This window comes from Corynebacterium sp. HMSC065H09 (assembly GCF_001812845.1).
GTDB lineage: Bacteria > Actinomycetota > Actinomycetes > Mycobacteriales > Mycobacteriaceae > Corynebacterium > Corynebacterium jeikeium_D.
Genome location: NZ_KV810586.1, coordinates 13,401 through 33,908, shown reverse-complemented (window position 1 = coordinate 33,908; position 20,508 = coordinate 13,401). Strand labels below are relative to the sequence as shown.

Annotated in this window: 24 protein-coding genes; 11 read left to right on the top strand and 13 right to left on the bottom strand. The window is 58.5% G+C overall.

Going from position 1 to position 20,508, the window contains the following annotated elements:
- Positions 1-37 precede the first annotated feature (37 nt).
- From HMPREF2878_RS05775 to HMPREF2878_RS05765, 3 genes are all read right to left on the bottom strand, one after another.
- Positions 38-670: a GNAT family N-acetyltransferase gene (locus tag HMPREF2878_RS05775; protein ID WP_049193056.1), complete on the bottom strand. Its 633-nt coding sequence runs from the start codon at positions 668-670 to the stop codon at positions 38-40.
- Positions 671-700: 30 nt separating this feature from the next.
- On the bottom strand, positions 701-1,972 hold the full coding sequence (gene glp, locus HMPREF2878_RS05770; protein WP_005511382.1) for a molybdotransferase-like divisome protein Glp: 1,272 nt from the start codon (positions 1,970-1,972) through the stop codon (positions 701-703).
- A 78-nt stretch (positions 1,973-2,050) separates the two neighbouring features.
- A complete protein-coding gene (locus HMPREF2878_RS05765; protein WP_016423265.1) occupies positions 2,051-3,025 on the bottom strand; it encodes a UTP--glucose-1-phosphate uridylyltransferase in 975 nt (324 codons plus the stop codon).
- Between the two features lie 132 nt (positions 3,026-3,157).
- On the opposite strand from HMPREF2878_RS05765, the gene HMPREF2878_RS05760 reads away from it, so the two are divergent.
- The 3 genes from HMPREF2878_RS05760 to mscL all read left to right on the top strand — a co-directional run bounded on the left by HMPREF2878_RS05760 (position 3,158) and on the right by mscL (position 5,152).
- Positions 3,158-3,832: a 5-formyltetrahydrofolate cyclo-ligase gene (locus HMPREF2878_RS05760; protein WP_049171297.1), complete on the top strand. Its 675-nt coding sequence runs from the start codon at positions 3,158-3,160 to the stop codon at positions 3,830-3,832.
- Between the two features lie 105 nt (positions 3,833-3,937).
- Positions 3,938-4,483 (top strand): SAF domain-containing protein, encoded by a 546-nt coding sequence (locus tag HMPREF2878_RS05755; RefSeq protein WP_224433571.1) that lies wholly within the window; start codon positions 3,938-3,940, stop codon positions 4,481-4,483.
- A 252-nt stretch (positions 4,484-4,735) separates the two neighbouring features.
- Entirely contained in the window at positions 4,736-5,152 is a 417-nt protein-coding gene (gene mscL, locus HMPREF2878_RS05750; protein WP_049189708.1) for a large-conductance mechanosensitive channel protein MscL, read from the top strand.
- Positions 5,153-5,432: 280 nt separating this feature from the next.
- On the opposite strand, the gene HMPREF2878_RS05745 is transcribed toward mscL, so the two are convergent.
- The 6 genes from HMPREF2878_RS05745 to HMPREF2878_RS05720 form a co-directional block, all read right to left on the bottom strand.
- Positions 5,433-6,002 (bottom strand): MogA/MoaB family molybdenum cofactor biosynthesis protein, encoded by a 570-nt coding sequence (locus tag HMPREF2878_RS05745; RefSeq protein WP_005511427.1) that lies wholly within the window; start codon positions 6,000-6,002, stop codon positions 5,433-5,435.
- Positions 6,003-6,074: 72 nt separating this feature from the next.
- A complete protein-coding gene (locus tag HMPREF2878_RS05740; RefSeq protein ID WP_070549887.1) occupies positions 6,075-7,394 on the bottom strand; it encodes a S1C family serine protease in 1,320 nt (439 codons plus the stop codon).
- A gap of 158 nt (positions 7,395-7,552) precedes the next feature.
- Positions 7,553-9,109 (bottom strand): sensor histidine kinase, encoded by a 1,557-nt coding sequence (locus HMPREF2878_RS05735; protein ID WP_049189711.1) that lies wholly within the window; start codon positions 9,107-9,109, stop codon positions 7,553-7,555.
- Positions 9,109-9,801, bottom strand: coding sequence for a response regulator transcription factor (locus HMPREF2878_RS05730; protein ID WP_005511429.1), 693 nt, complete (start codon positions 9,799-9,801; stop codon positions 9,109-9,111). Before HMPREF2878_RS05730 ends, HMPREF2878_RS05735 begins: the two co-directional genes overlap by 1 nt.
- A 242-nt stretch (positions 9,802-10,043) precedes the next feature.
- Positions 10,044-10,217: a 50S ribosomal protein L32 gene (gene rpmF, locus HMPREF2878_RS05725; protein WP_005511439.1), complete on the bottom strand. Its 174-nt coding sequence runs from the start codon at positions 10,215-10,217 to the stop codon at positions 10,044-10,046.
- Between the two features lie 21 nt (positions 10,218-10,238).
- A complete protein-coding gene (locus HMPREF2878_RS05720) occupies positions 10,239-10,505 on the bottom strand; it encodes a type B 50S ribosomal protein L31 (protein WP_005511390.1) in 267 nt (88 codons plus the stop codon).
- A 456-nt stretch (positions 10,506-10,961) separates the two neighbouring features.
- On the opposite strand from HMPREF2878_RS05720, the gene rpmB reads away from it, so the two are divergent.
- The 7 genes from rpmB (at position 10,962) to HMPREF2878_RS05685 (ending at position 15,479) form a co-directional block, all read left to right on the top strand.
- Positions 10,962-11,198 (top strand): 50S ribosomal protein L28, encoded by a 237-nt coding sequence (rpmB, locus tag HMPREF2878_RS05715; RefSeq protein ID WP_016423274.1) that lies wholly within the window; start codon positions 10,962-10,964, stop codon positions 11,196-11,198.
- A 3-nt stretch (positions 11,199-11,201) separates the two neighbouring features.
- Positions 11,202-11,366 carry a 50S ribosomal protein L33 gene (gene rpmG / locus HMPREF2878_RS05710; protein WP_005511413.1) on the top strand — a complete coding sequence of 55 codons (165 nt, stop codon included), beginning with the start codon at positions 11,202-11,204 and terminating at the stop codon, positions 11,364-11,366.
- 3 nt (positions 11,367-11,369) lie between these two features.
- Entirely contained in the window at positions 11,370-11,675 is a 306-nt protein-coding gene (gene rpsN, locus HMPREF2878_RS05705; RefSeq protein ID WP_005511414.1) for a 30S ribosomal protein S14, read from the top strand.
- A gap of 14 nt (positions 11,676-11,689) precedes the next feature.
- Complete coding sequence (gene rpsR / locus HMPREF2878_RS05700) at positions 11,690-11,941, top strand: 30S ribosomal protein S18 (RefSeq protein ID WP_005511410.1); 252 nt, start codon at positions 11,690-11,692, stop codon at positions 11,939-11,941.
- 165 nt (positions 11,942-12,106) lie between these two features.
- Positions 12,107-13,042, top strand: a complete 936-nt coding sequence (locus HMPREF2878_RS05695; RefSeq protein WP_049189712.1) for an AEC family transporter — start codon at positions 12,107-12,109, stop codon at positions 13,040-13,042.
- A 47-nt stretch (positions 13,043-13,089) separates the two neighbouring features.
- Positions 13,090-13,815 carry a TIGR03089 family protein gene (locus HMPREF2878_RS05690; protein WP_049171307.1) on the top strand — a complete coding sequence of 242 codons (726 nt, stop codon included), beginning with the start codon at positions 13,090-13,092 and terminating at the stop codon, positions 13,813-13,815.
- 53 nt (positions 13,816-13,868) lie between these two features.
- Positions 13,869-15,479, top strand: a complete 1,611-nt coding sequence (locus HMPREF2878_RS05685; protein WP_049171310.1) for an FMN-binding glutamate synthase family protein — start codon at positions 13,869-13,871, stop codon at positions 15,477-15,479.
- Positions 15,480-15,499: 20 nt separating this feature from the next.
- Here HMPREF2878_RS05685 and purE read toward each other — a convergent pair whose 3' ends face one another.
- The 4 genes from purE to HMPREF2878_RS05665 all read right to left on the bottom strand — a co-directional run bounded on the left by purE (position 15,500) and on the right by HMPREF2878_RS05665 (position 18,739).
- On the bottom strand, positions 15,500-15,976 hold the full coding sequence (purE, locus tag HMPREF2878_RS05680) for a 5-(carboxyamino)imidazole ribonucleotide mutase (protein WP_049171375.1): 477 nt from the start codon (positions 15,974-15,976) through the stop codon (positions 15,500-15,502).
- Between the two features lie 117 nt (positions 15,977-16,093).
- Positions 16,094-17,383, bottom strand: coding sequence for a 5-(carboxyamino)imidazole ribonucleotide synthase (locus HMPREF2878_RS05675; RefSeq protein ID WP_080969567.1), 1,290 nt, complete (start codon positions 17,381-17,383; stop codon positions 16,094-16,096).
- 30 nt (positions 17,384-17,413) lie between these two features.
- Positions 17,414-17,875, bottom strand: coding sequence for a YdbT family protein (locus HMPREF2878_RS05670; RefSeq protein WP_049171313.1), 462 nt, complete (start codon positions 17,873-17,875; stop codon positions 17,414-17,416).
- Positions 17,876-17,881: 6 nt separating this feature from the next.
- Positions 17,882-18,739, bottom strand: coding sequence for a biotin--[acetyl-CoA-carboxylase] ligase (locus HMPREF2878_RS05665; RefSeq protein ID WP_049171316.1), 858 nt, complete (start codon positions 18,737-18,739; stop codon positions 17,882-17,884).
- A 126-nt stretch (positions 18,740-18,865) separates the two neighbouring features.
- On the opposite strand from HMPREF2878_RS05665, the gene HMPREF2878_RS05660 reads away from it, so the two are divergent.
- On the top strand, positions 18,866-20,506 hold the full coding sequence (locus tag HMPREF2878_RS05660) for an acyl-CoA carboxylase subunit beta (protein WP_049171320.1): 1,641 nt from the start codon (positions 18,866-18,868) through the stop codon (positions 20,504-20,506).
- Positions 20,507-20,508: the final 2 nt, after the last annotated feature.

Genomic DNA, 20,508 nt, shown 5'->3' with positions numbered 1-20,508 from the left:
TTGTCATCACCCTATCGGCGTGTGTTACTCAGACTACTCAGGCGCGCCGTTGCGGTGGGTATTTCTCCGCCTCTTCATATTGCGCGCGACCACTCGCCACGATGAGGTCCACTGCACTGTCCTCCCCCACCCGCGCATAAGTCAGATGATCGCGCCACGCGCCATCCATATGGAAGGCTTCCCGCGCCACGCCTTCGTACTCGAACCCACAGTTTTCCAGCACGCGTATCGACGGGACATTGCTGTCCAACACAGTCGCTTCAATTCGGTGGACGCCAACTCTCTTGGCATAATCCGACGCCAACGCCACTGCCGCAGTGGCGACCCCTCCACATGTAAAGCCGCTGCCGACCCAGTAGCCAATCCATGCGTGAGCGACGGGGAAAGGTGTAATACCGCCGAGTGTGAGCATGCCAGCGAACTGGCCGTCTACTTCAATGGTGGAGACAATCATGTCTCCCGCAGCCTCTGAACGACGCCAACTGCGCAGGTTACGGCGGAAAACAGAAGCCTTGTGGGCGTTATCCCAGTCGTCCTCGAGGGTTGGCTCCACGGGGCGCAAAATGGGCTCGTCGCGCAGCCGCAGTGTCCGCCATGCAGAGGCATCAGAGCGCTCTGGCACACGCAGGCGGACTCGGCCGCCACTGGTTACTAGACGAGAAGTACGCACAGCAACAATACTCGCGGTAGTGGAGTGAGGTTAGGCCTGGCGCGCCATGAACAGCACGTCAACTACATCTCCCGGACGCACGTGCAGCACGTCTTCCGGAATCACGATGAGGCTGTTGGCTTCCGACATACCGGCCAAAAGATGGGCTTGCGCACCGCCGGAACCTCCCAGCGGCTGCACCATGTATTCGCCGGTCTCGCGGTCACGCATGAGCTGGCCACGGATGTAGCCACGGCGCTTCTCCGCCGACTCGATCGGGCCGACAGCACGAGCGGTGACAGCGCGGCGGCGGGGATTGCGCTTCCCCAACGCCAGTCGGATGAGGGGACGAACCATGACCTCAAAAACGACCAATGCGCCGACCGGATTCGACGGCAGGAGGAACGTTGGAATCTTGTCATCTCCCAGCAGACCAAAGCCCTGGACTGAACCAGGATGCATAGCGATGCGGGAAACATCAACCTCGCCCAATTCAGCCAGCACACGGCGAATCTGCTCACCCGCGGCACCGCCGACAGCCCCCGTGATGACCAAGAGCTCACTGCGAATGAGCTGGCCTTCGATGATTTCCCGGATGCGGCGGGGCTCACCGGTGGCAATACCCACTCGGTGTACCTCAGCCCCAGCATCGCGGCCGGCTGCAGCCAGCGCGTAGGAGTTGACGTCGTAGACCTGACCGAGCCCCGGTGTGCGGTCAACATCGACCAACTCATTACCAATGGAAATCACGGACATACGTGGCTTGGGGTGCACCAAAACCTTCGAACGCCCCACCGCTGCCAGCAATCCAACCTGTGACGGCGAAATCACCGAGTCCAAGGACACCGCCACGTCACCCGGCTGCACGTCGTCACCGACCTTGCGCACAAAGTCACCGGAGTAGACCGGATGGAGAACATTAACTCGACGGCCACCGCGGTCGGTCCAGTTTAGGGGCACGACGGCGTCGGCAAGCGATGGCAGCGGCGCACCAGTTTGTACGCGCACGGCCTGCTTCGGCTGGAGACGCATCGGGTGGTGAGAGCCGGCTGTCACCTCACCGACAACAGGCAGCTCGACCTCGCGAAAATCAACATCACTCTGACGCGCATCCGGAGGTAAAGAACCAGATTCGCCGACGATATCGACAGCGCGCACCGCATAACCATCAATCGCTGACTGCACGAATCCCGGCAACGGCTGCTCTGCGATGACATCTTCAGCGCACAGCATGCCGAGGGATTCCGAAATAGCAACGCGCACAGGATCAGGCATCACAGCGTGTGCGGTGATTGCCGCCAACTGTTCTTCCACAGAACGCATGTTTTACCTTCCTCGGCACCAACCCGCGGTGCGCTTTATGCTATTCAGCTTCTCAGTACAAGCCTCTATAAAAAGGCTTTAAGCCTGTTCATCCTGCGCCAGACGCTGCTGCATGTAGTCGCGCAGCCCCTCGCCGTAGTCCGGATGCCTGAGTCCAAAGTCTACGCAAGCACGAATGAAGCCACCAGGATTTCCCAGGTCATGGCGGAACCCCTTGTGAACGACCACATGAACCGGATGCCCCTCTTGAATCAGCAGCTCAATTGCATCGGTGAGCTGGTATTCGCCGCCCTTACCGCGCGGGATGCGGCGCAGCGCATCGAAGATGGCGCGATCGAGCAAGTAACGTCCGACTGCAACGAAGTTGGATGGAGCATCCGCAGGGTCCGGCTTTTCCACCATGCCCTTGACTCGCTTCACATCGTCCCAGGCATCAGCGTCGGCCGCGTCAGCACCGAGCTCACCAGACTCCGCCGGGGTGGCGTCCTCAATATCGAAGACACCGTAGTTGTAGACCTCTTCATGAGGAATTTCCAGCGCACACAGCACCGAACCACCAAAGCGCTCGCGCACTTCCGTCATCCGATCCATCACGCCCACTGGGAGCACGAGATCGTCGGGAAGCATGACAGCAACGCTGTCCTCATCGTCTTCGAGCAGCGGCTCTGCGACCAACACCGCATGCCCCAGGCCCAGCGGTCGATCTTGAACAACGGATTCCACGCGAATGACCTCGGTGGCGCGGCGTACCTTCGCTGCAATCTTGTCCTTGCCACGCTCGGCGAGAGTCTGCTCAAGGTCCGGGCGCGGGTCGAAGTGCCCAAGCACGCCATCCTTACTCGGCGCTGTGACAATAGCCAGGCGTTGCGCACCAGTGGCGGCGGCCTCTTCAGCAATCATCTCGATGCCCGGCGTATCAACTACGGGCAGCAATTCTTTCGGCACTGTCTTGGTGGCAGGCAAGAATCGCGTACCCATGCCCGCGGCAGGAACGATGACAGTTCGAACCGGAGTAGTCATGTCCGAACCAGACTCTTTAGACGATGAGACCATAATGGCAACGATACCTATATAACTTCCATTTGCTCGGAGGCTGACCCCGCTTTTTCAACGCATTAATCAGAAATTTTCTCCTGCGCTGACGACAGAGGTCGCTCCCCTACCTGACAGAGTAGGTTTGCAGGTATGGCTCCGCTTCCCGAAACCACGTCTGATTTCAAAGCCCGCACACGGCACGAGGTACTCGCCGCACGCGCCGCCAAGGGGCAGCGTGAGCGCATGCTTGACGACGAAGCACTGGTACAGCGGTTGCAAGAATGGTTATCCAACACCGTCGGCGACCTCGCAAAACCTGTCATTGCCGCTTATGTCCCCGCTGGTGACGAACCCGGCGCAAGCGTTTCTAGTTCGACTGGCGGTAAGCCCGGCCAGGGCTTTGTGGAGGCTCTGGCAAACGCGGTTTCCGGAGCACGAATTCTGCTTCCCGTCTGCCCGCCCGGTCCACCACAACCGCTGCACTGGGGTTACTACAACGGCAGCTTCCACAAGGGCCGATTTGGACTCTTGGAACCTGTTTCGGTGGAAGACTCTGCTGGCCCAGCTGAGCTGGGTGTTGCCGACGCCATTATCCTGCCGGCAGTTGCGGCCGACCCCGCAACCGGGATGCGGTTAGGGCGTGGCGCTGGTTACTACGATCGCAGCTTGGTTTTCGCTCGACGCGACAGTGATACGGATGGGGTGAGAGCTGCGGCCATCGCTGTTGCAGTTTTCAACACCGAATTGCGCACGGAGCTTGCCTACGATGAGCACGACATTCCTGCCGATTATGTGATCACGCCAGCGGGGATTTCACAGATTTAATGGAACCGATTCCGGGATTTTCGCGCCTAACTTAATATGAGCCCAAAATATTCGTCCCGGTTTCCGCGTCCATTCCGAAAGCTCCGCCCCACAACTATTCGGCGGATGGTTGCCCTCACTGTTTTCCTATGCGCAGTCGGCCTGGCGGCGGTGGAGTCATTGACACCCCGCAGCGGCCATATTCGGGTAGTGGTTAGCGCCAAATCCATTGCCGCTGGCGCATCGGTGGCAGAACAAGATGTGGCTTTCAAGGACATTCCCCGGGAGCTCGTTCCCGGTGGAGCCGTAACGGACATCGCCTCTGTGCGGGGACGCACCCTGGCCACCGGCATGTCACCGAGAGAGATAATTACAGAGCAGCGAATGGTCGGCCCGTCACTTGCCAAGTCGCTGACGGGGACGTCGGAAAGCAAAATTATTGCCATCACGTTGACTGATGCGGGCATTGTGTCCGCTCTTCGCACTGGTGACAGCGTGGATATTGTGTCGACAGCGGATGAGCGCGGGGTGGCGGCGCCGCTTGCACACGGGGCAAGGGTGGTCAACATCGTCGACGATGAGGTGGTCTTGGTCGCTCTGCCCACCGGCGCCGCGGAGGTGGTGGCTGCGACATCGCTAGCATCTCCGCTCACACTGTTACTCGCGGGTTAGTGACCAAAATCTCACTGGTTCAAAGATTTTATGGTCCTGAACAGTGTTTTTCGCAGAAAGTTGACTTGTCCCACAACTTAGTGCGGGGATACAATGGCCAGGCAATTCAAAACTACGATTAGAGCGAAGAAGAGTGGCACTGCCTGATATCGCACTGCCCCGTTTCTCAAAATCGTATGGGCCTGCCATGAGCAACACGATGACTCACAGGTCTCGTTTGGTTTGTTCCGTTTCTACAGAAGGAAATTTCCTATGCTTAAGGGCTTTAAAGAGTTCATCATGCGCGGCAACGTCATCGACCTGGCGGTCGGTGTTGTCATCGGTGCTGCGTTCACCGCAATCGTCACTGCTTTCACCGACAGCCTGCTCGAGCCGCTGCTGAACACCATCGGTGGCGCTGAGGTCACTGGCCTCGGCTTCGAAATCATCAAGGGCAACCCGTCGACCTACCTTGACTTCGCAGCTGTCATCACCGCAGTCATCAACTTCCTGCTGGTCGCAGCGGTTGTCTACTTCGTCATCGTTGCTCCGATGAACAAGTTCAACGCGATGCGTGAGGCTCGTCTGGAGACCTCCGCTGAGCCAGAGGTCACCGAGGCTGACCTGCTGACTGAGATTCGTGACCTGCTGGCAGAGCAGAACGGCAAGCCGAAGACGGAGCTGAACTAGCCTCTAGCTGCTAGTTGCAGGCTTCCGATAAGAAGCGAACTAACGCTTTTACACAGCGCTCATCCCCAATGGGGTGGGCGCTGTTTTATCCAATAGTCCACATCAAAATCACGAGCATCCTCCGGGGATTCATCGTGATAGTGCACTGTGCGCGCGGTTTTCGCACTGCGTGACTGGGCAAAGTTTTTCGCCGGTGCACCTGCGCGGCGGCGCTGCCTACGGCTTCCACTGCGCGGCGCAGCTTGCTCGGGCTGATTGGGCTGCTTAGCGTCGCCCATTCCTAAACGCTCCAGCGGCAGAGATCATCAAGCACATGAGAGACCAGCGGGAGAATTGTCGCCATGCCATCGCGCACTGCAGCGCGAGACTCCGCGAGATTGATAATCACTGTCTGACCGGACACACCGGCCAAACCGCGGGACAGACCGGCATCCAATGCGCCAGCTCCCATACCGGAGTTACGAATAGCCTGCTCGATGCCCTGCAGTCGCACATCGAGAACCTTGCGAGTGGCATCCGGGGTCTTCGCACGAGGCCCAACACCAACACCGCCCACCGTAACGACCAAATCTGCGCCACCGACAACAGCGGTATCTAGGGCCTTCCGGATCTCACGCTTCACTGCACCCGTACTGACCACAGCATCGACCGAGTAGCCGTCTTCTTCCAACAGCTCAACCATGAGCGAAGCCGCACCATCCGGGTTCTCAAAATGGTCGCCCACGAGGACAACAAACGCATTTCGAACCTGGCCGTCGTCGTTGATAAGACGCTCCATCTCAGCGAGGTTGACGTCACTTGGCTCAGTACTCACGGTTTCACTCATCTGCTCTATCTCGCTTTCTCCCACAGCTTTTCACTCGAAGTTTCACTCGAAAACTCTTCTACAGATGGTGAGGTACTAACTCCACCACGCTGCCTATCAATCCTGGGCTTCTACCAAGGTGACATCGACCGTTCGCTCGTTGCCGCCTCGCTCATCTGTAACTGTAAGTGTGACAGAATCCCCAATCCGATGCGACCGAATAGCCGCAATTAGTGCAACGCCGTTGTCAAGTGTGCGGTCATCAACCTTGGTAATCAGGTCACCATCTTTCAGTCCCGCCTTATCAGCTGGGCCGTCTGGCGTTACCTCTCGCACCAGTGCACCACGTGCAATCGGACGCGAATCAATCTGGGCACCAATGACAGGCATCCGCGCCTTACCGGAATCAATCAGATCTTCCGCTATGCGACGAGCCTGATTAACCGGAATTGCGAAACCAAGGCCAATGCTGCCCGCCTGTTCCGATGCCTCACTGTTAGAGGCAATCACGCTGGGCACACCGATGAGGTTGCCTTCCATATCCACTAGCGCTCCGCCGGAGTTACCCGGATTAATCGCCGCGTCGGTCTGGATTGCATCAATGACCGAGGACTGACCGTCTTCACCAGCGGCGGTCACTGGACGGTTTTTAGCGGAGACAATGCCCTGCGTAACAGTGGAGGTCAGTCCCAGTGGCGAACCAACGGCCACCACTTCCTGGCCAACCTGGACCTGCGAGGAGTTACCCAGAGAGATTGGGCGCAGCCCGTTAACACCTTCAATTCGAATAACGGCAATATCAGTCGCTGCATCCCCTGCAACCAGAGTTGCCGGGTGCGTGGTGCCGTCGGAAAGCAGGACTTCCATATGTGCGTCCGGACCTGCGCCTGCGACGACGTGATTATTCGTCAGCACCAGGCCGTCGGACGACAGAATGGAACCTGAGCCCGACGCCGTGCCCCGCTCCGAGACAGTGGTGATGGAGACGACACTGGGAAGGACCTTCTGCGCGACCTTCTCCACGGACCCCTCAGCTGCTGCTACCTGACGGGTTTCCGCAGGCTTATCCAGCGCGTTGTCCGCGGGAGCCGACGACTGCGAGTTGTGAACTACCCATGCGCCGACACCGCCACCAATACCGGCCGAGCACAGCATCAGGGCAGCGACTGCCAGCGCCCCCATGCCCTTAGCCCCCTGGGCACCCTTGGTCTTCTGCTGATTGGCCGCAACATCCCACTCTGAACCGCCTCCGTAAGCGCCGTTCGGCTGAGACGGGATGGTGTTGTAGTGGGAATTCTCCCAGCCGCGCTCGTCGGCAGAAAACTGGTTTGTCTCACCAGCATTCCCCATGGCACGGTTCTCGCTGAAGTTGTGAGACTGCGAGGAGTAGTGTCCCCGCTCATCTCCTCGCGAGGAATCGTTGAAAGAGTTGCTCATACGTAATACCTTGCACTGTCTGTCTAACAATTGGCTGAGAGCAGTCTGCAGTCTCGCCGAAAATTCCCCGAATGAAACACCGAATCCCCGCCACGCACTTCCTTAAAAGGCTGCGCGCAGCGAGGATTACATCAGCTTTGACGTGGGGTTATGCGTTTCTAGCTAGGCTCTTGAGCGGAATCGGAGTCGTCACCTTTTCCGCTGTGCGGACTGCCCGGCAGCGTTACTCTCATCAAGGCACCGCCATCATCGGACTCATCGGCAGTAATCGTACCCCCGTGGCGGACGATGACCGACTTCACAATGGCCAAGCCCAGGCCGGATCCAGGCATCGACCGCGACTGAATGGAACGGTAGAAACGCTCGAAGACCTTGTCTCGATCTTCCTTCGGGATACCTGGCCCCGAGTCCGCCACCGTGAATTCAGCAACAACCTCGCTGAGCGGCGTCAGACGAACCCGCACGGTGCCATTTTCTGGCGACCACTTTGCAGCATTGTCCATCAAGTTCAAAACTGCGCGACCAAGACCCGCCGAATCCCCGTAGACATACCACGGAGCTGTCTGCACATCGAAAGTAATGTCCGGACGACGACGCTCAACACGCGCCAGCGACGTGGAAATGATTTCGTCGACATCGACATGCTCAATAACCTGTTGCGGGCCATCTTCGCGTGCCAGATCAACCAGGTCACCGACCAGCGTCGACAGCTCTTCCAGCTGTGCGATGACGTCAGCTTCCAGATCCGCGCGATCCTCATCCGAGATTGCCGCTCCCGAACGGGAGGCCATCATCAGCAGTTCAATATTTGTGCGTAACGACGTCAGCGGAGTCTTCAACTCATGACCAGCATCTGCAACCAGCTCCGCCTGCTTAATGCGCGACGCTTGAAGTGCAGCCAACATCTCATTGAAGCTGCGGGTGAAGCGCGCAAGCTCATCGTCGCCCTCCACAGGGATTGGGCGCAGCTCGTCGGTTTCCGTCACCCGCTCCGCAGCAATGCGCAGCCGAGTGACCGGGCGCAGACCCGTTGTTGCCACCGTAATACCTGATCCGATTGCGAAGAGGATTCCGATAGCAGAGATACTCAGCAGCACTGCACTGAGCGCTTTCAAGACCGACTGCGTCGAGCTCAGATCCTGCGAAAGGATCAGCGTCGCACCGTCTTCGGAGCGGACGGCGTATACACGACGGCCGTTGTACTCATCGGTGCGAATCGATTCCTGTCGATTCCCCCGCAACACCGCAAGTTCGGGGCCACCAATAGAGATTGAGCCACCGCCTTTGCCCGCCACACTGCCGTGGGCAAAGTACACCGCGTCCAAATCGGGGTTCAGAATCCTGTTCGAGTCCGCTTCAAAGGAGGGGCCAATGGCAAACTCCGAAGCGTACGGTGACATCAGCAGCTTTTCCGCCTGGCTACGGAGGTTACTGTCCACCTCGCGGTATAGCGCTGCCTGCACAGTAAAAAATGCAGCCAGCGTCATCAGCCCCACCGACATCGCCACAATGAGCGCTGTCAGAATAGTCAGCCGCCAACGCAGCGAAGGGATACGCGAGCTCCGCGGCAGGCCGGGAAGCGATTCCCCTGCCATCGTCTCAGTATTCGCGGACTTCTCTTGCTTACCGACGGTACCTTGCCCCGGATTGACCTCCGTGGCAGAACGCTGATTTGATTGCACGCCACCGCCGGTCGAACGACGACGGCGCAACATCACGGTGCGGTCTCCCGCATCACATAACCGACACCACGAACGGTGTGAATCAGACGCGGCTCTCCCTCTGCCTCAGTCTTACGACGCAGGTAACCAATGTAGACCTCCAGCGCATTGCCGGACGTCGGGAAGTCATAGCCCCAGACATCCTCCAAGATGGCGGTACGGGAGAGTACACGCCGCGGGTTGCTCATCAGCAATTCCAGCAGCGCAAATTCTGTACGAGTGAGGCTAATGCGGCGTTCACCGCGGAAGACCTCACGAGTTTCCGGGTCCAAGGAGAGATCCTCAAACTGCAGAGTTGCGGCATCCTCCATCGCAGGCACTTCCAAAGCAGAACGACGAAGTAGCGAACGGACACGAGCGAGCAGCTCTTCCAATGCGAACGGCTTGGGCAGGTAGTCATCTGCGCCGGCATCAAGACCAGCTACGCGCTCGGAGACCGAATCACGTGCAGTCAACATCATGACCGGCAGATCATCGCCTTCGCTGCGCAGCCGACGGCAAACATCCAGGCCGTCCAGCTTCGGCATCATGACATCCAAAATGGCCAAATCCGGACGATCCTTGGCAATCTTTTCCAAGGCCTCTGCGCCATCCTCGGCGAGCTCGACCGTGTAGCCATTAAAAGTCAACGATCGCCGCAACGCTTCGCGTACCGCTTGATCGTCATCAACTACCAAAATCTTCATACTGCCCATTGTGCCTTGAAAATATAAGGTGAGTGTAAATGTGACACAGATTCTTCGTGAGAGTGCTCCCATAAAACCTGGCCATAGAACTGAAAAACCTCACCCCATCGCCGAGTACAAGCGATGGGGTGAGGTTTAAAAAGCTCTTTATCAACTGTTCCTTACACACTGAACGCGCTCTGGGCGCTCGAAGCGCTCTTCGGTTCAGCGAGGAACGTTGTCAGCATCCTAAAAGATGCGCGTTAGAACTTCTCGACGTCAACCAGGCCGAGCTGAACAGCCTTGGCGATGCGACGAGGAACGTTGTAGACGCGACCGTTTACCTTGACTTCCTGGAGAGCGACGTTGTTGCTCTTCCACTGGGAACGGCGAGCGCGGGTGTTAGCACGCGACATGCGACGCTTTGGTACTGCCATTTTCTTATTCCCCTCCTATTCTTAGTTCTTCTTCGCGCGGCGAATGCGGTTACCGTAACGGCGCTGGAACTTCTCGACGCGACCAGCGGTGTCCATGACACGCTGAGCACCGGTCCAGAACGGGTGCGACTCGCTGGTGACGTCAACGACGATCAGCGGGTACTCGTTACCGTCTTCCCACTCGACAGTGCGGTCGGAGGTGGCGGTGGAACGGGTAAGGAAAGAGTGACCCGTGCCTGCGTCCTTGAAAACCACCGGGTGGTAATCAGGATGGATGTCCTTCTTCATTAATTCTCGTTTCCCTCAGGATTGAACTTCAGGTCGCTTTCCCCCAGCTAAGAGTGAGAGAATCGTGCCTGAGTTGGGTACGAACACGACTTACAATGACACGCACCGGGTCAATATTTCTATAAACCGGCATGTGACACTCGATGGAATATTACAGGCTCGAGCCCGAAAATTAAAAAAGGGCCCTGCACTAACGCCCGTCGACAAGCACGAACTCTATGACGACACTCGAGAGTCGCACCGAGAAAACCACAGTGGAACAGCGATTAGGTTATCCCGCAACTCGTGTGTAAACTGTTCTCTCGCTGTTGTCTAGTTATTCGTTTACGCGCTCAGCGTCGAGTGTCAGTGGGCAGCGCCCCGGAAAAGGCCAGGTGGATTCCTCGGTTATTCAATAGTCCGGCGTGGCGCACCAGTGATGTCGGCATTGGGCGGCAAGGAAGCAAAGGAATCCCTATGTCGGCGATTTGCCAGGTTACGGGACGCAAGCCGTCTTTCGGCAAGACCGTGTCCCACTCCCACCGGCGCACGTCGCGCCGTTGGAACCCCAACGTGCAGCGTAAGAAGTTCTACCTCGCCTCTGAGGGGCGTCACATCACTCTGAATGTGTCCCCGAAGGGTCTGAAGACCATCGACAAGTACGGTATCGAGGCTGTTGTTGCTCAGATTCGTGCACGTGGGGAGAAGATCTAAAAAATGGCACGTAATGACATTCGTCCAATCATCAAGCTGAAGTCCACTGCGGGCACCGGTTACACCTACGTGACCCGTAAGAACAAGCGCAATACCCCGGACCGTATCACCATTAAGAAGTACGATCCGGTTGTCCGCAAGCACGTCGAATTCCGCGAGGAGCGCTAATTCATGGCTAAGAAGTCCAAGATTGCCAAGAACGAGCAGCGCAAGGAAATCGTCGCTCGTTATGCAGAACGTCGCGCTGAACTGAAGCGCATCATCAAGTCCCCGCACTCCACTGACGAAGAGCGCATGGACGCACAGTACGAGCTGAACCGTCAGCCGCGTGACGCGTCCCCGATTCGCGTCCGCAACCGTGACGCTGCAGATGGTCGCCCGCGCGGCTACCTCCGCAAGTTCGGTCTGTCCCGTGTCCGCGTTCGTGAGATGGCCCACCGTGGCGAACTCCCGGGCGTCCGTAAGTCCAGCTGGTAAGTCGAGGAGCACCAATGAAGCGCAATCACTCTAACAAGAAGGCGCGGATGGAGCAGTCCCGCCGCCCGAAGAAGAACCCGCTCAAGGCCGCAGGCGTTGAGAAGGTTGATTACAAGGACATTAACCTGCTCCGCCAGTTCATCTCTGACCGTGGCAAGATTCGTTCCCGCCGCGTCACCGGTCTGACTCCGCAGCAGCAGCGCCAGGTCGCTACCGCTGTGAAGAACGCCCGCGAGATGGCACTCCTGCCGTTCACCAGCCGCTAAAGATGGCTGGTCGGCGGGAGCCGATCATTCGAATACCCGCCGAAAGGCCTTATTTACGCGCTGGCCGCATGACGATACATGCGATAACAGCGTAAAACGGACTCAGTCCTTCCCCACCAAGGGGATTGGATTGGGTCCGTTTTTTATTGTCTAAAATATGCACTTATGCCCGCTCTCACCGAAATATTCACCGGCTTTGGTTCCGTCGCAGTACTGATCATTGTTGGCTGGTTGTTTGGGCGCAGTGAGATCGTCGATAAGCGGGCATCTTTTACCCTGAATATGGTCGTGTTCTGGATTGCGATGCCGTGCATGCTCGCGCACACGCTCGCGACGGCGGATTCGGCGAGCATCTTCGGTTCGGCGTTTGGCGTCGCGGCACTGTCGGCGCTTGGCACGGCGGCGTTTTACCGGATCTTTGTGGCACCCATGTTCAAACAGCGCGGCGCCGATGCTGTGGTCGGCGCGATGTCGTCGAGTTACAACAACGTCGCTAATCTCGGCGTGCCCATCGCTGTCGCAGTGCTTCACGACGCTACCGCCGTCGTCCCAGCCCTTATCTTTCAGATTGCCTTCTATGCGCCCGCTTCCATGACCGTGCTGGAAATCCTCACTAACCGCGGCCATTTCCGACCGCGCAATGTCATCATGGCACCGCTGAAGAACCCGATCTTTCTGGCGGCGATGGTGGGACTTGCGGTTAATGCGTTTGCTATCAAACTACCTCAGTTCGTAGCGCATCCAGTGGGGCTATTGGGGCAGGCCGCGGTGCCAATGGCACTTTTGGCCTTCGGTATTAGTTTGCATGGCATGCCGTTTATGGAAGCCGGCCGCTCCCCTCGTCGCGCCGTCGTGGTGGCGTCTACGCTGAAGCTTTTCCTGCACCCCGCGCTGGCTCTCCTGTTCGGCCATTTTGTCTTTGGTCTCAGCGGGCATGCGCTGCTGGCAGCTGTGATTATCGCCGGCCTGCCGACAGCCCAGAACGTCTACACCTTCGCCTCCCGTTTCGGCCGGAACCTTGAACAGGCGCGCGATTGTGGCGTGATTACGACAATCGCCTGCTTGCCGACGGTCCTTTTGTTCACCCTGCTGTTGAGTTAGGGGACTCTTCCCGACGGCCTGGAGAGAATCTCGTTACCCTTGGAGGCGTGGAGATTCTGAAGACACTTCTCGAGGCCGACCCGTCCGTGCCTCGTTTGACCTGTTATGACGAAACTACCGGCGGTCGTACTGATCTATCGGCCCAAACTCTGGACAACTGGGCCAGCAAGATCGCCAACATGCTGCACGATGAGTTCGACCTCGTCGCCGGAGACCAAGTATGGATTGACTTGCCGTTGATTTGGCAGTCCGCCTGCATCATCCTGGGCTGCGAGCGTGCTGGCGTCACCGTTAGCGATGAGGAGCCGCTGGTCGTATTCACCACTGTCAGCAACGTCAGCACGTGGGAAGAGAAGTTCCCAGATGCCTACCTCGCAGTGCTTACCGACGATCCCTTTGGCCGCGGTGTCGTGGAATGCGGTGATGATATTCCACCGGGAGTCATTGACTTTGGTCCGGAAGTTCGTTTCCACCCAGACGCATATCTAGGCGCAGGCCCGGACTCCGACCAAACCCCCGTTATTGGGGAAAAGTCGGCTGCAGAACTGCTTTCATCTGCTGGCGATTATGCGGACGAGATGCAGCTCACGCCCGGTTCCCGCGTCGTTTCCGACGGCTGGCTGGTGCCTGATTCTTCACAGGTCACCGCAGATAAATGGGCATGTAATGTGCTGTCGGCTTGGGTTCGTGGAGGTGCTGCCGTCGTCGTGCGCGGTGGCGATAGCGAGCGTGTCACTGCTATTTCTACGGCCGAAAAAGCCCGTGTGATTTAGTCGCAGCTGTCCCGTCGAGAAGCGCTCTAAGTAGTCGCGATAACCTGGAAACCGTGATTACCCGACCATATATTCTTGCGATTCTCGCCCTCATCAACGTCTTGGGCGCACTGGCTGTATGGGATCTGAGCCCATGGTGGTGGATTCTGATGGCCTTCATCCTCTTCCTGGATGTTGTGGCTATCTATGACATGCTTCAGAGGAAGCACTCCATCTTGCGGAACTTCCCGGTCATCGGCCATCTGCGCTACATGGGTGAGACCATTCGCCCTGAGATGCAGCAGTACTTCATCGAACGCAACTTCGACGGCGCTCCATTCGACCGCGATACCCGTACCGTGGTCTACGAGCGTGCGAAGGGGCTGTCCTCGAAGAAGTCATTCGGTACTGAGCGAAAGATTAATGCGCCCGGCTACGAGTACGTCCGCCACTCGATGGCGCCGAGCCAGCACGTCATCGAGGATCCGCGCGTAGATATTGGCGGTCCGGACTGCGCCCAGCCGTACTCAGCGTCTATCTTCAACATCTCAGCCATGAGTTTCGGCTCTCTGTCCCCTAACGCTGTCATGGCAATGAATAAGGGCGCGAAGCTGGGCAACTTCGTACAGGACACCGGCGAGGGCGCTATCAGCCCTTACCATTTGAAGTATGGTGCCGACCTCTATTGGCAGCTGGGTTCCGGTTACTTCGGTGCGCGTACCGAGGATGGCGACTTCGATCCGGAGCTCTTCCGCGAAAAGGCTAAGATTCCGCAGGTCAAGGCAACCTATCTGAAGGTTAGCCAGGGCGCAAAGCCTGGACTCGGCGGCATGCTGCCAGGTCACAAGGTCAATGAGGAAATCGCGGCTACTCGCCACGTACCAGTTGGCAAGGGTGTGATGAGCCCGCCGTACCACCGCGTCTACTCCACCCCGCGTGAACTTGTTCGGTTTATGGGCACCATGCGCGAGCTCAACGGTGGCAAGCCGGTCGGTTTCAAGCTGTGTGTTGGCTCCCAGCTTGAGTTCCTCGCCGTGTGCAAGGCCATGCTGGAAGAGAACATCACCCCGGACTTCATCATCGTCGACGGCGCTGAAGGCGGCACCGGTGCTGCACCGCTGGAATACTCCGACCGCGTTGGCCTGCCGCTTACCGACGGCCTGATTCTCGTCCATAACGCGCTCGTAGGTGCCGGTCTGCGAGATCGCATTAAGCTCGGTGCGTCCGGCAAGGTCATTACTGGCTTCGATATTGTGAAGCGCATGTGCATCGGTGCTGACTTTGTGAACTCGGCTCGCGGCATGATGATGGCCACCGGCTGTATCCAATCTCAGCTATGTCATACAAACACCTGCCCGGTGGGTGTGGCTACCCAGGATCCGAGCCTGTGGAAGGCCCTGGATGTCGACGACAAGGGTCAGCGTGTGGCCAACTATCACAATGCCACGGTCGCGGAAGCAGCTAGCCTGTTGGCATCGATGGGCCTGAATAGCTTCTCTGAGCTGGGGCCGTCCCACCTGCTGCGGCGCACCAATGAGCAGGTCGGTGAGACCTACGCGGAGCTCTACAACTGGCTGCAGCCAGGCGAGCTGCTGAGCGGAACTCGCTTCCACAACTGGGCCGAAGCCTGGGAGACCGCCGACCCGGACACGTTCCACTACCCCGCAGTTCATATGCGCGGGTAGTTCGGGGCTGGTTGCGCGCCCTACTCACCCATCAGCTTCTTGCGCAGACGCTCGTCCTTTTCCAGGACCTGATCGCGCATGTTGGCCTGGTAGTTCTCCATCGCCACAATGAGCTCCGGGTAACCGGCCGAGAGAATACGCACAGCCAGCAGGCCAGCGTTCTTAGCGCCGCCCACACCGACGGTTGCCACCGGAACGCCGCCCGGCATCTGAACGATTGACAGCAGGGAATCGACGCCCTCCAGGTTCTCCAACGCGCGTGGCACGCCGATAACCGGCAGCGGAGTGGCCGACGCAACCATGCCCGGCAGGTGTGCTGCACCACCGGCGCCAGCGATAATGCAGCGCAGCCCCTTGTCAGCGGCGGACTTTGCGTAGTCAATCATGCGTTCCGGAGTGCGGTGTGCAGAGACCACACCTACCTCAAAGGGAATTCCGAACTCAGCCAAGACCTCCGCTGCGGGCTCCATGGTCGGCCAATCCGAGTCCGACCCCATAATCAGACCGACCAGCGGACCGGTTACGTTGGCCAACTTCGGGCTTGCCACCTGGTTTGCTTCAGCCAATGTTGTCTCCTTGAGATAGCAATCTAATTCTTATACAGCGCCAGCCACCTATGCGGTGTAGCCGTCTGCCCACACGCCATCGACGATGTAGCCAGCAGCGAGGTTGGCAACCCGCCGGGTCTCCGCGATGCCTTCCGGGCTTGCGTCGTAGCCGCACAGGTTGACGTGCCCCAGCTTACGTCCAGGGCGCCAATCCTTCCCGTACCAGTGAATCTTCGCTGATGGGAAACGACGCCATACCTCAGCAAAACGCTGTGAAATAGGTACATCCGAGGCCTCATCGCCACCGAGCGTATTGACCATTACCGTCACCGGCGCAGTCGGGCGAGTGGAACCCAGTGGCATGTCAGCAACTGCACGCAGGTGCTGCTCAAACTGGCTGGTCTCACAGCCGTCCTGCGACCAGTGACCAGTGTTGTGTGGCCGCATGGCCAACTCGTTGACAAAAATCTCCGGATTGCCGTCAGCATCGACGGTTTCGAACAGCTCAACTGCCAGCGCGCCGGTTACTCCCAGCTCGGAAGCGATGGTCACACTGAGCTTTTCGGCCGCTCTCGCAAGGTCGTCGGCAAGCCCTGGCGCCGGGCAGATTGCCTCAACACAGATGCCGTCACGCTGCACGGACTCGAGGACCGGCCAGGCCTTGACCTCGCCCGACGGCGTGCGCGCACACATGGCCGACAACTCACGAACCAGCGCGACCTTCCGCTCGGCCATCAGCGGCACATCTTTGCCCAACAGCTCGTCGACAAGCGTGCGCAGATTCTCGCGGTCCTTCGGGAACCACACGCCGTGACCGTCGTAACCGCCGCGGCGAGCCTTCAGGCAGACGGCACCGTCAACGCGGTCGAAGAATGCTTCGGCATCCTCGGCGGACTCAATTGCAGCGTAGGCAGGTACTGGAGCGCCCAGTTCCTCCAGGCGCTGGCGCATCAGCAGCTTATCCTGCGCGTACAGCAACGCCGACGGCTGAGGCTGAACCGAGTAGCCCATCTCGGTCAGCTTGTTGAGGAATTCGGTGGGAACGTGCTCATGGTCGAAAGTCACGGCCTGCGCACCGGCGACAGCGCGCTCAACATCTTCCCAGACGTGGTAGTCGCCGATGATAACGTCCGCACACACCTGCGCTGCGGAAGCATCCGGCGAACCGGCGAGCAAACGGATGGACTGTCCCAGCTCAATGGCCTCAGTCTGCATCATACGAGCCAGCTGACCGTCACCAATCACCGCCACAACCGGCACGCCATCAGCATGCGCGGGATGCTGCGCAGCAGTTAGCGCTGCAGCGGAATTAGAAGTGGAATTAGTGGAGTTTTCAGGGGTATCCGAAGCAATCACACCCCTGATTGTAGGTTATGACCCAAAATTCTAAGTCAACCGGGAGACCAACTTAGCCACCTTACGAGAGCTGGGAATATCTTCCACAGCCAGCGGCGGGCCGAAACTGCGGGTGTGCAGATACAGCACGCCGCCCTTGCGATTGACCGCACGTACCGAACGCAGATCAATCGAGACCACCTGCGGGCGCAGAATGCCACGGCGCAGAATAATTCGCCTATCAGTTAGTACGAACCGCTCCCCCAACCAACTTAGTACCGGACGAACGACGCGCCAGAGAATAAGCCCCAGCCACGCGAAGAGCAGCAGCTGACGCACACCTTGCAGATCTCCCGGAGCAATCGCAGGGCCGTCGATAAAACCAATCAGCAACCAGCAGACGCCCGTGATAACCATGAGTTCCAAGAGCGGCCACACCAGCCGACCAAAAGTTGGATTGGTGTCCAGCAGAATTGCCTCGCGCGTGTCCAACTCATCATCGGGAAAGGTCATACAGCACTACCCCCGCTCCGAATCAGCCTGCGGGGACGCATAGCCGCCGTCAGTGGCACGAACATGGAACACGTCACCGGCCGCAACAAAGTGACTTGTGCCAGCTTCATCGGTGACGATCAATTCGCCGTCGGCACGCACGCCAACCGCCTTGCCCACCAGCACGCGATCCCCCGGCAACTCCACGCGCACGTTCGAACCGATGGTCGCGCACACCGCCTCGTAGTCCCGCAGCAGCTCCGCATCGCCCTTTCGCCACTGCGCTTGACGACGTCCCAGCGCACGCAGCACACCAGCGGAGATGTCGTCGCGGTCGAGGTTTTCCGCTCCCGCCAGGTATAGCGAAATGGCGTGTGGCACCGGCAGCTCATCTTCCTGCAGGGAAACGTTGACGCCGATTCCCGGAATGAGAATTGGCGGTGTCAGCGACGCGGCCTCCACCAGAATTCCGCAGAGCTTACGACCGTCAACCAGGACATCGTTCGGCCACTTCAGGGAAACGCGTTCAGGCGCAAGACCCGCAACTTCCACAACAGCATCGACAACTGCGAGGCCCGCGACTAACGGCAACAGACCCAGTTGCTCGGGTGCGAGCCCTTCCGGGCGCAGCAGCGCGCTGAGTGCAATGGACGCACCCTTCGGGGCCGTCCAACTACGACTCAGTCGACCGCGACCTGCGGTCTGCTCCGAGGCGATAAGCGCACTGAGATCTGCCACCTGCCCCAGTGCCGCCTGTTTCCGAAGATCAGCGTTGGTCGAACCAGTGGTTTCGACAACCTCAATGGAATTCCAGCCCGGCGCGGCTGCGCGCACACGCGTGGCGTCAAGAGGCTTGCGGGAAGCAACAATCCTGGGGTTGGTCATGCACAGCAGTCTAGCGCCATGGCCGGATTCACTGAGTCGTGACCTTTCTCAAGAGCTCTACAGCGTGAGAATCATCACAGCTCGCCTGCTTTACTATTTTCCTTCCCAAACACTACATTCCATAACATGACTATTTCCTCACGTTTGGCGGCGGAGCAACACACCACCGCTTTCCTCAATGAAGACCTTCTACGCCGACGCACTGCTGCACTGACTCCGATGGGGTCGCGGGGCTACGACAAGCTCAAACTGACTGAGCGCATGAATGCCCGCGAGCGCATTGACTACCTGCTGGACGAAGGATCTTTTGTCGAATTTGATGCGCTAGCCCGCCACCGCACTACCGCATTTGGGATGGAAGCCAAACGCCCCGCGACCGACGGAATCATCACCGGCTGGGGAACCATAGACGGCCGTGAGGTCTGCATCTTCTCTCAGGACGGCACAATCTTCGGTGGTGCACTCGGAGAGGTCTACGGCGAAAAGATGGTCAAGATTCAGGAACTTGCCATCACTACCGGCCGCCCCCTTATTGGCATGTACGAAGGTGCCGGCGCCCGCATCCAAGATGGCGCAGTCTCACTGGACTTTATTGCCCAGACGTTCCACCACAACGTTCGCGCCAGCGGCGTCATTCCGCAGATTTCAGTCATTTTTGGCGCCTGCGCGGGCGGAAATGCCTACTCCCCAGCACTGACGGACTTCGTTGTCATGGTGGAGGAAAACTCCCGTATGTTCGTCACCGGCCCTGACGTAATCGAAACAGTCACAGGCGAAAAAATCAGCCAGCACGAGCTCGGCGGCGCCGACACCCATATGGAGATCGCCGGAAACTCCCACTACACCGCCGCTAGCGAGCAGGATGGACTCGACTGGGTCTGCGATTTGCTCGACTACCTCCCCAACAACACAACCTCCCCCGCGCCCAGCTGGGATTCCGATGCCAGTGACGAAATCACCGACACCGATCGCACCCTCGACAGTCTCATTCCCGACAGCCCATCCACGCCGTACGACGTGCACGAAGTCATCTACGCGCTTTGCGACGATGCGGAGTTCCTGGAAATCCAGGAAAACCGAGCAGCCAATGTCGTGATTGGCCTTGGCCGTCTCAACGGTCAATCTGTTGGGTTTGTCGCTAATCAGCCCATGGAATTCGCGGGCTGCCTAGATATCGATGCAGCGGAGAAGGCCGCGCGATTCGTCCGAACCTGCGATTGTTTCAACATTCCACTCGTCTTTCTCGTAGACGTACCCGGCTTTCTCCCCGGTTCAAATCAAGAACACCAGGGAATTCTGCGCCGTGGCGCTAAATTGCTCTATGCGTATGCAGAAGCAACCGTTCCTAAAATCACCGTCACCATGCGCAAAGCCTATGGCGGCGCGTATTGCGTGATGGGATCAAAGGGGCTCGGCGCGGATGTAAATCTGGCTTGGCCGACGGCACAGATCGCCGTGATGGGCGCCTCAGGCGCAGTACGCTTCCTCCATCGTGCCGAGATTCGAACCGCCACCGAAGCAGCTCTCGCAGCAGACCCAGCGGCCGATAGATTTGGCACTCCCGAGAGTGTGAAAGAACTCATTGCTGAACTGGAAATGGGATACGAGCAACACATGCTCACGCCTTATCGTGCCGCCGAACGGGGGTTAATTGATGAAGTCATCCTCCCCTCCGAGACACGAACTCGAGTGATAAAAAATCTGCGCCTTCTAACTTCAAAGAAAGTACCGTGGCCTGCGCGCAAGCACGGCAATATTCCACTGTAAGA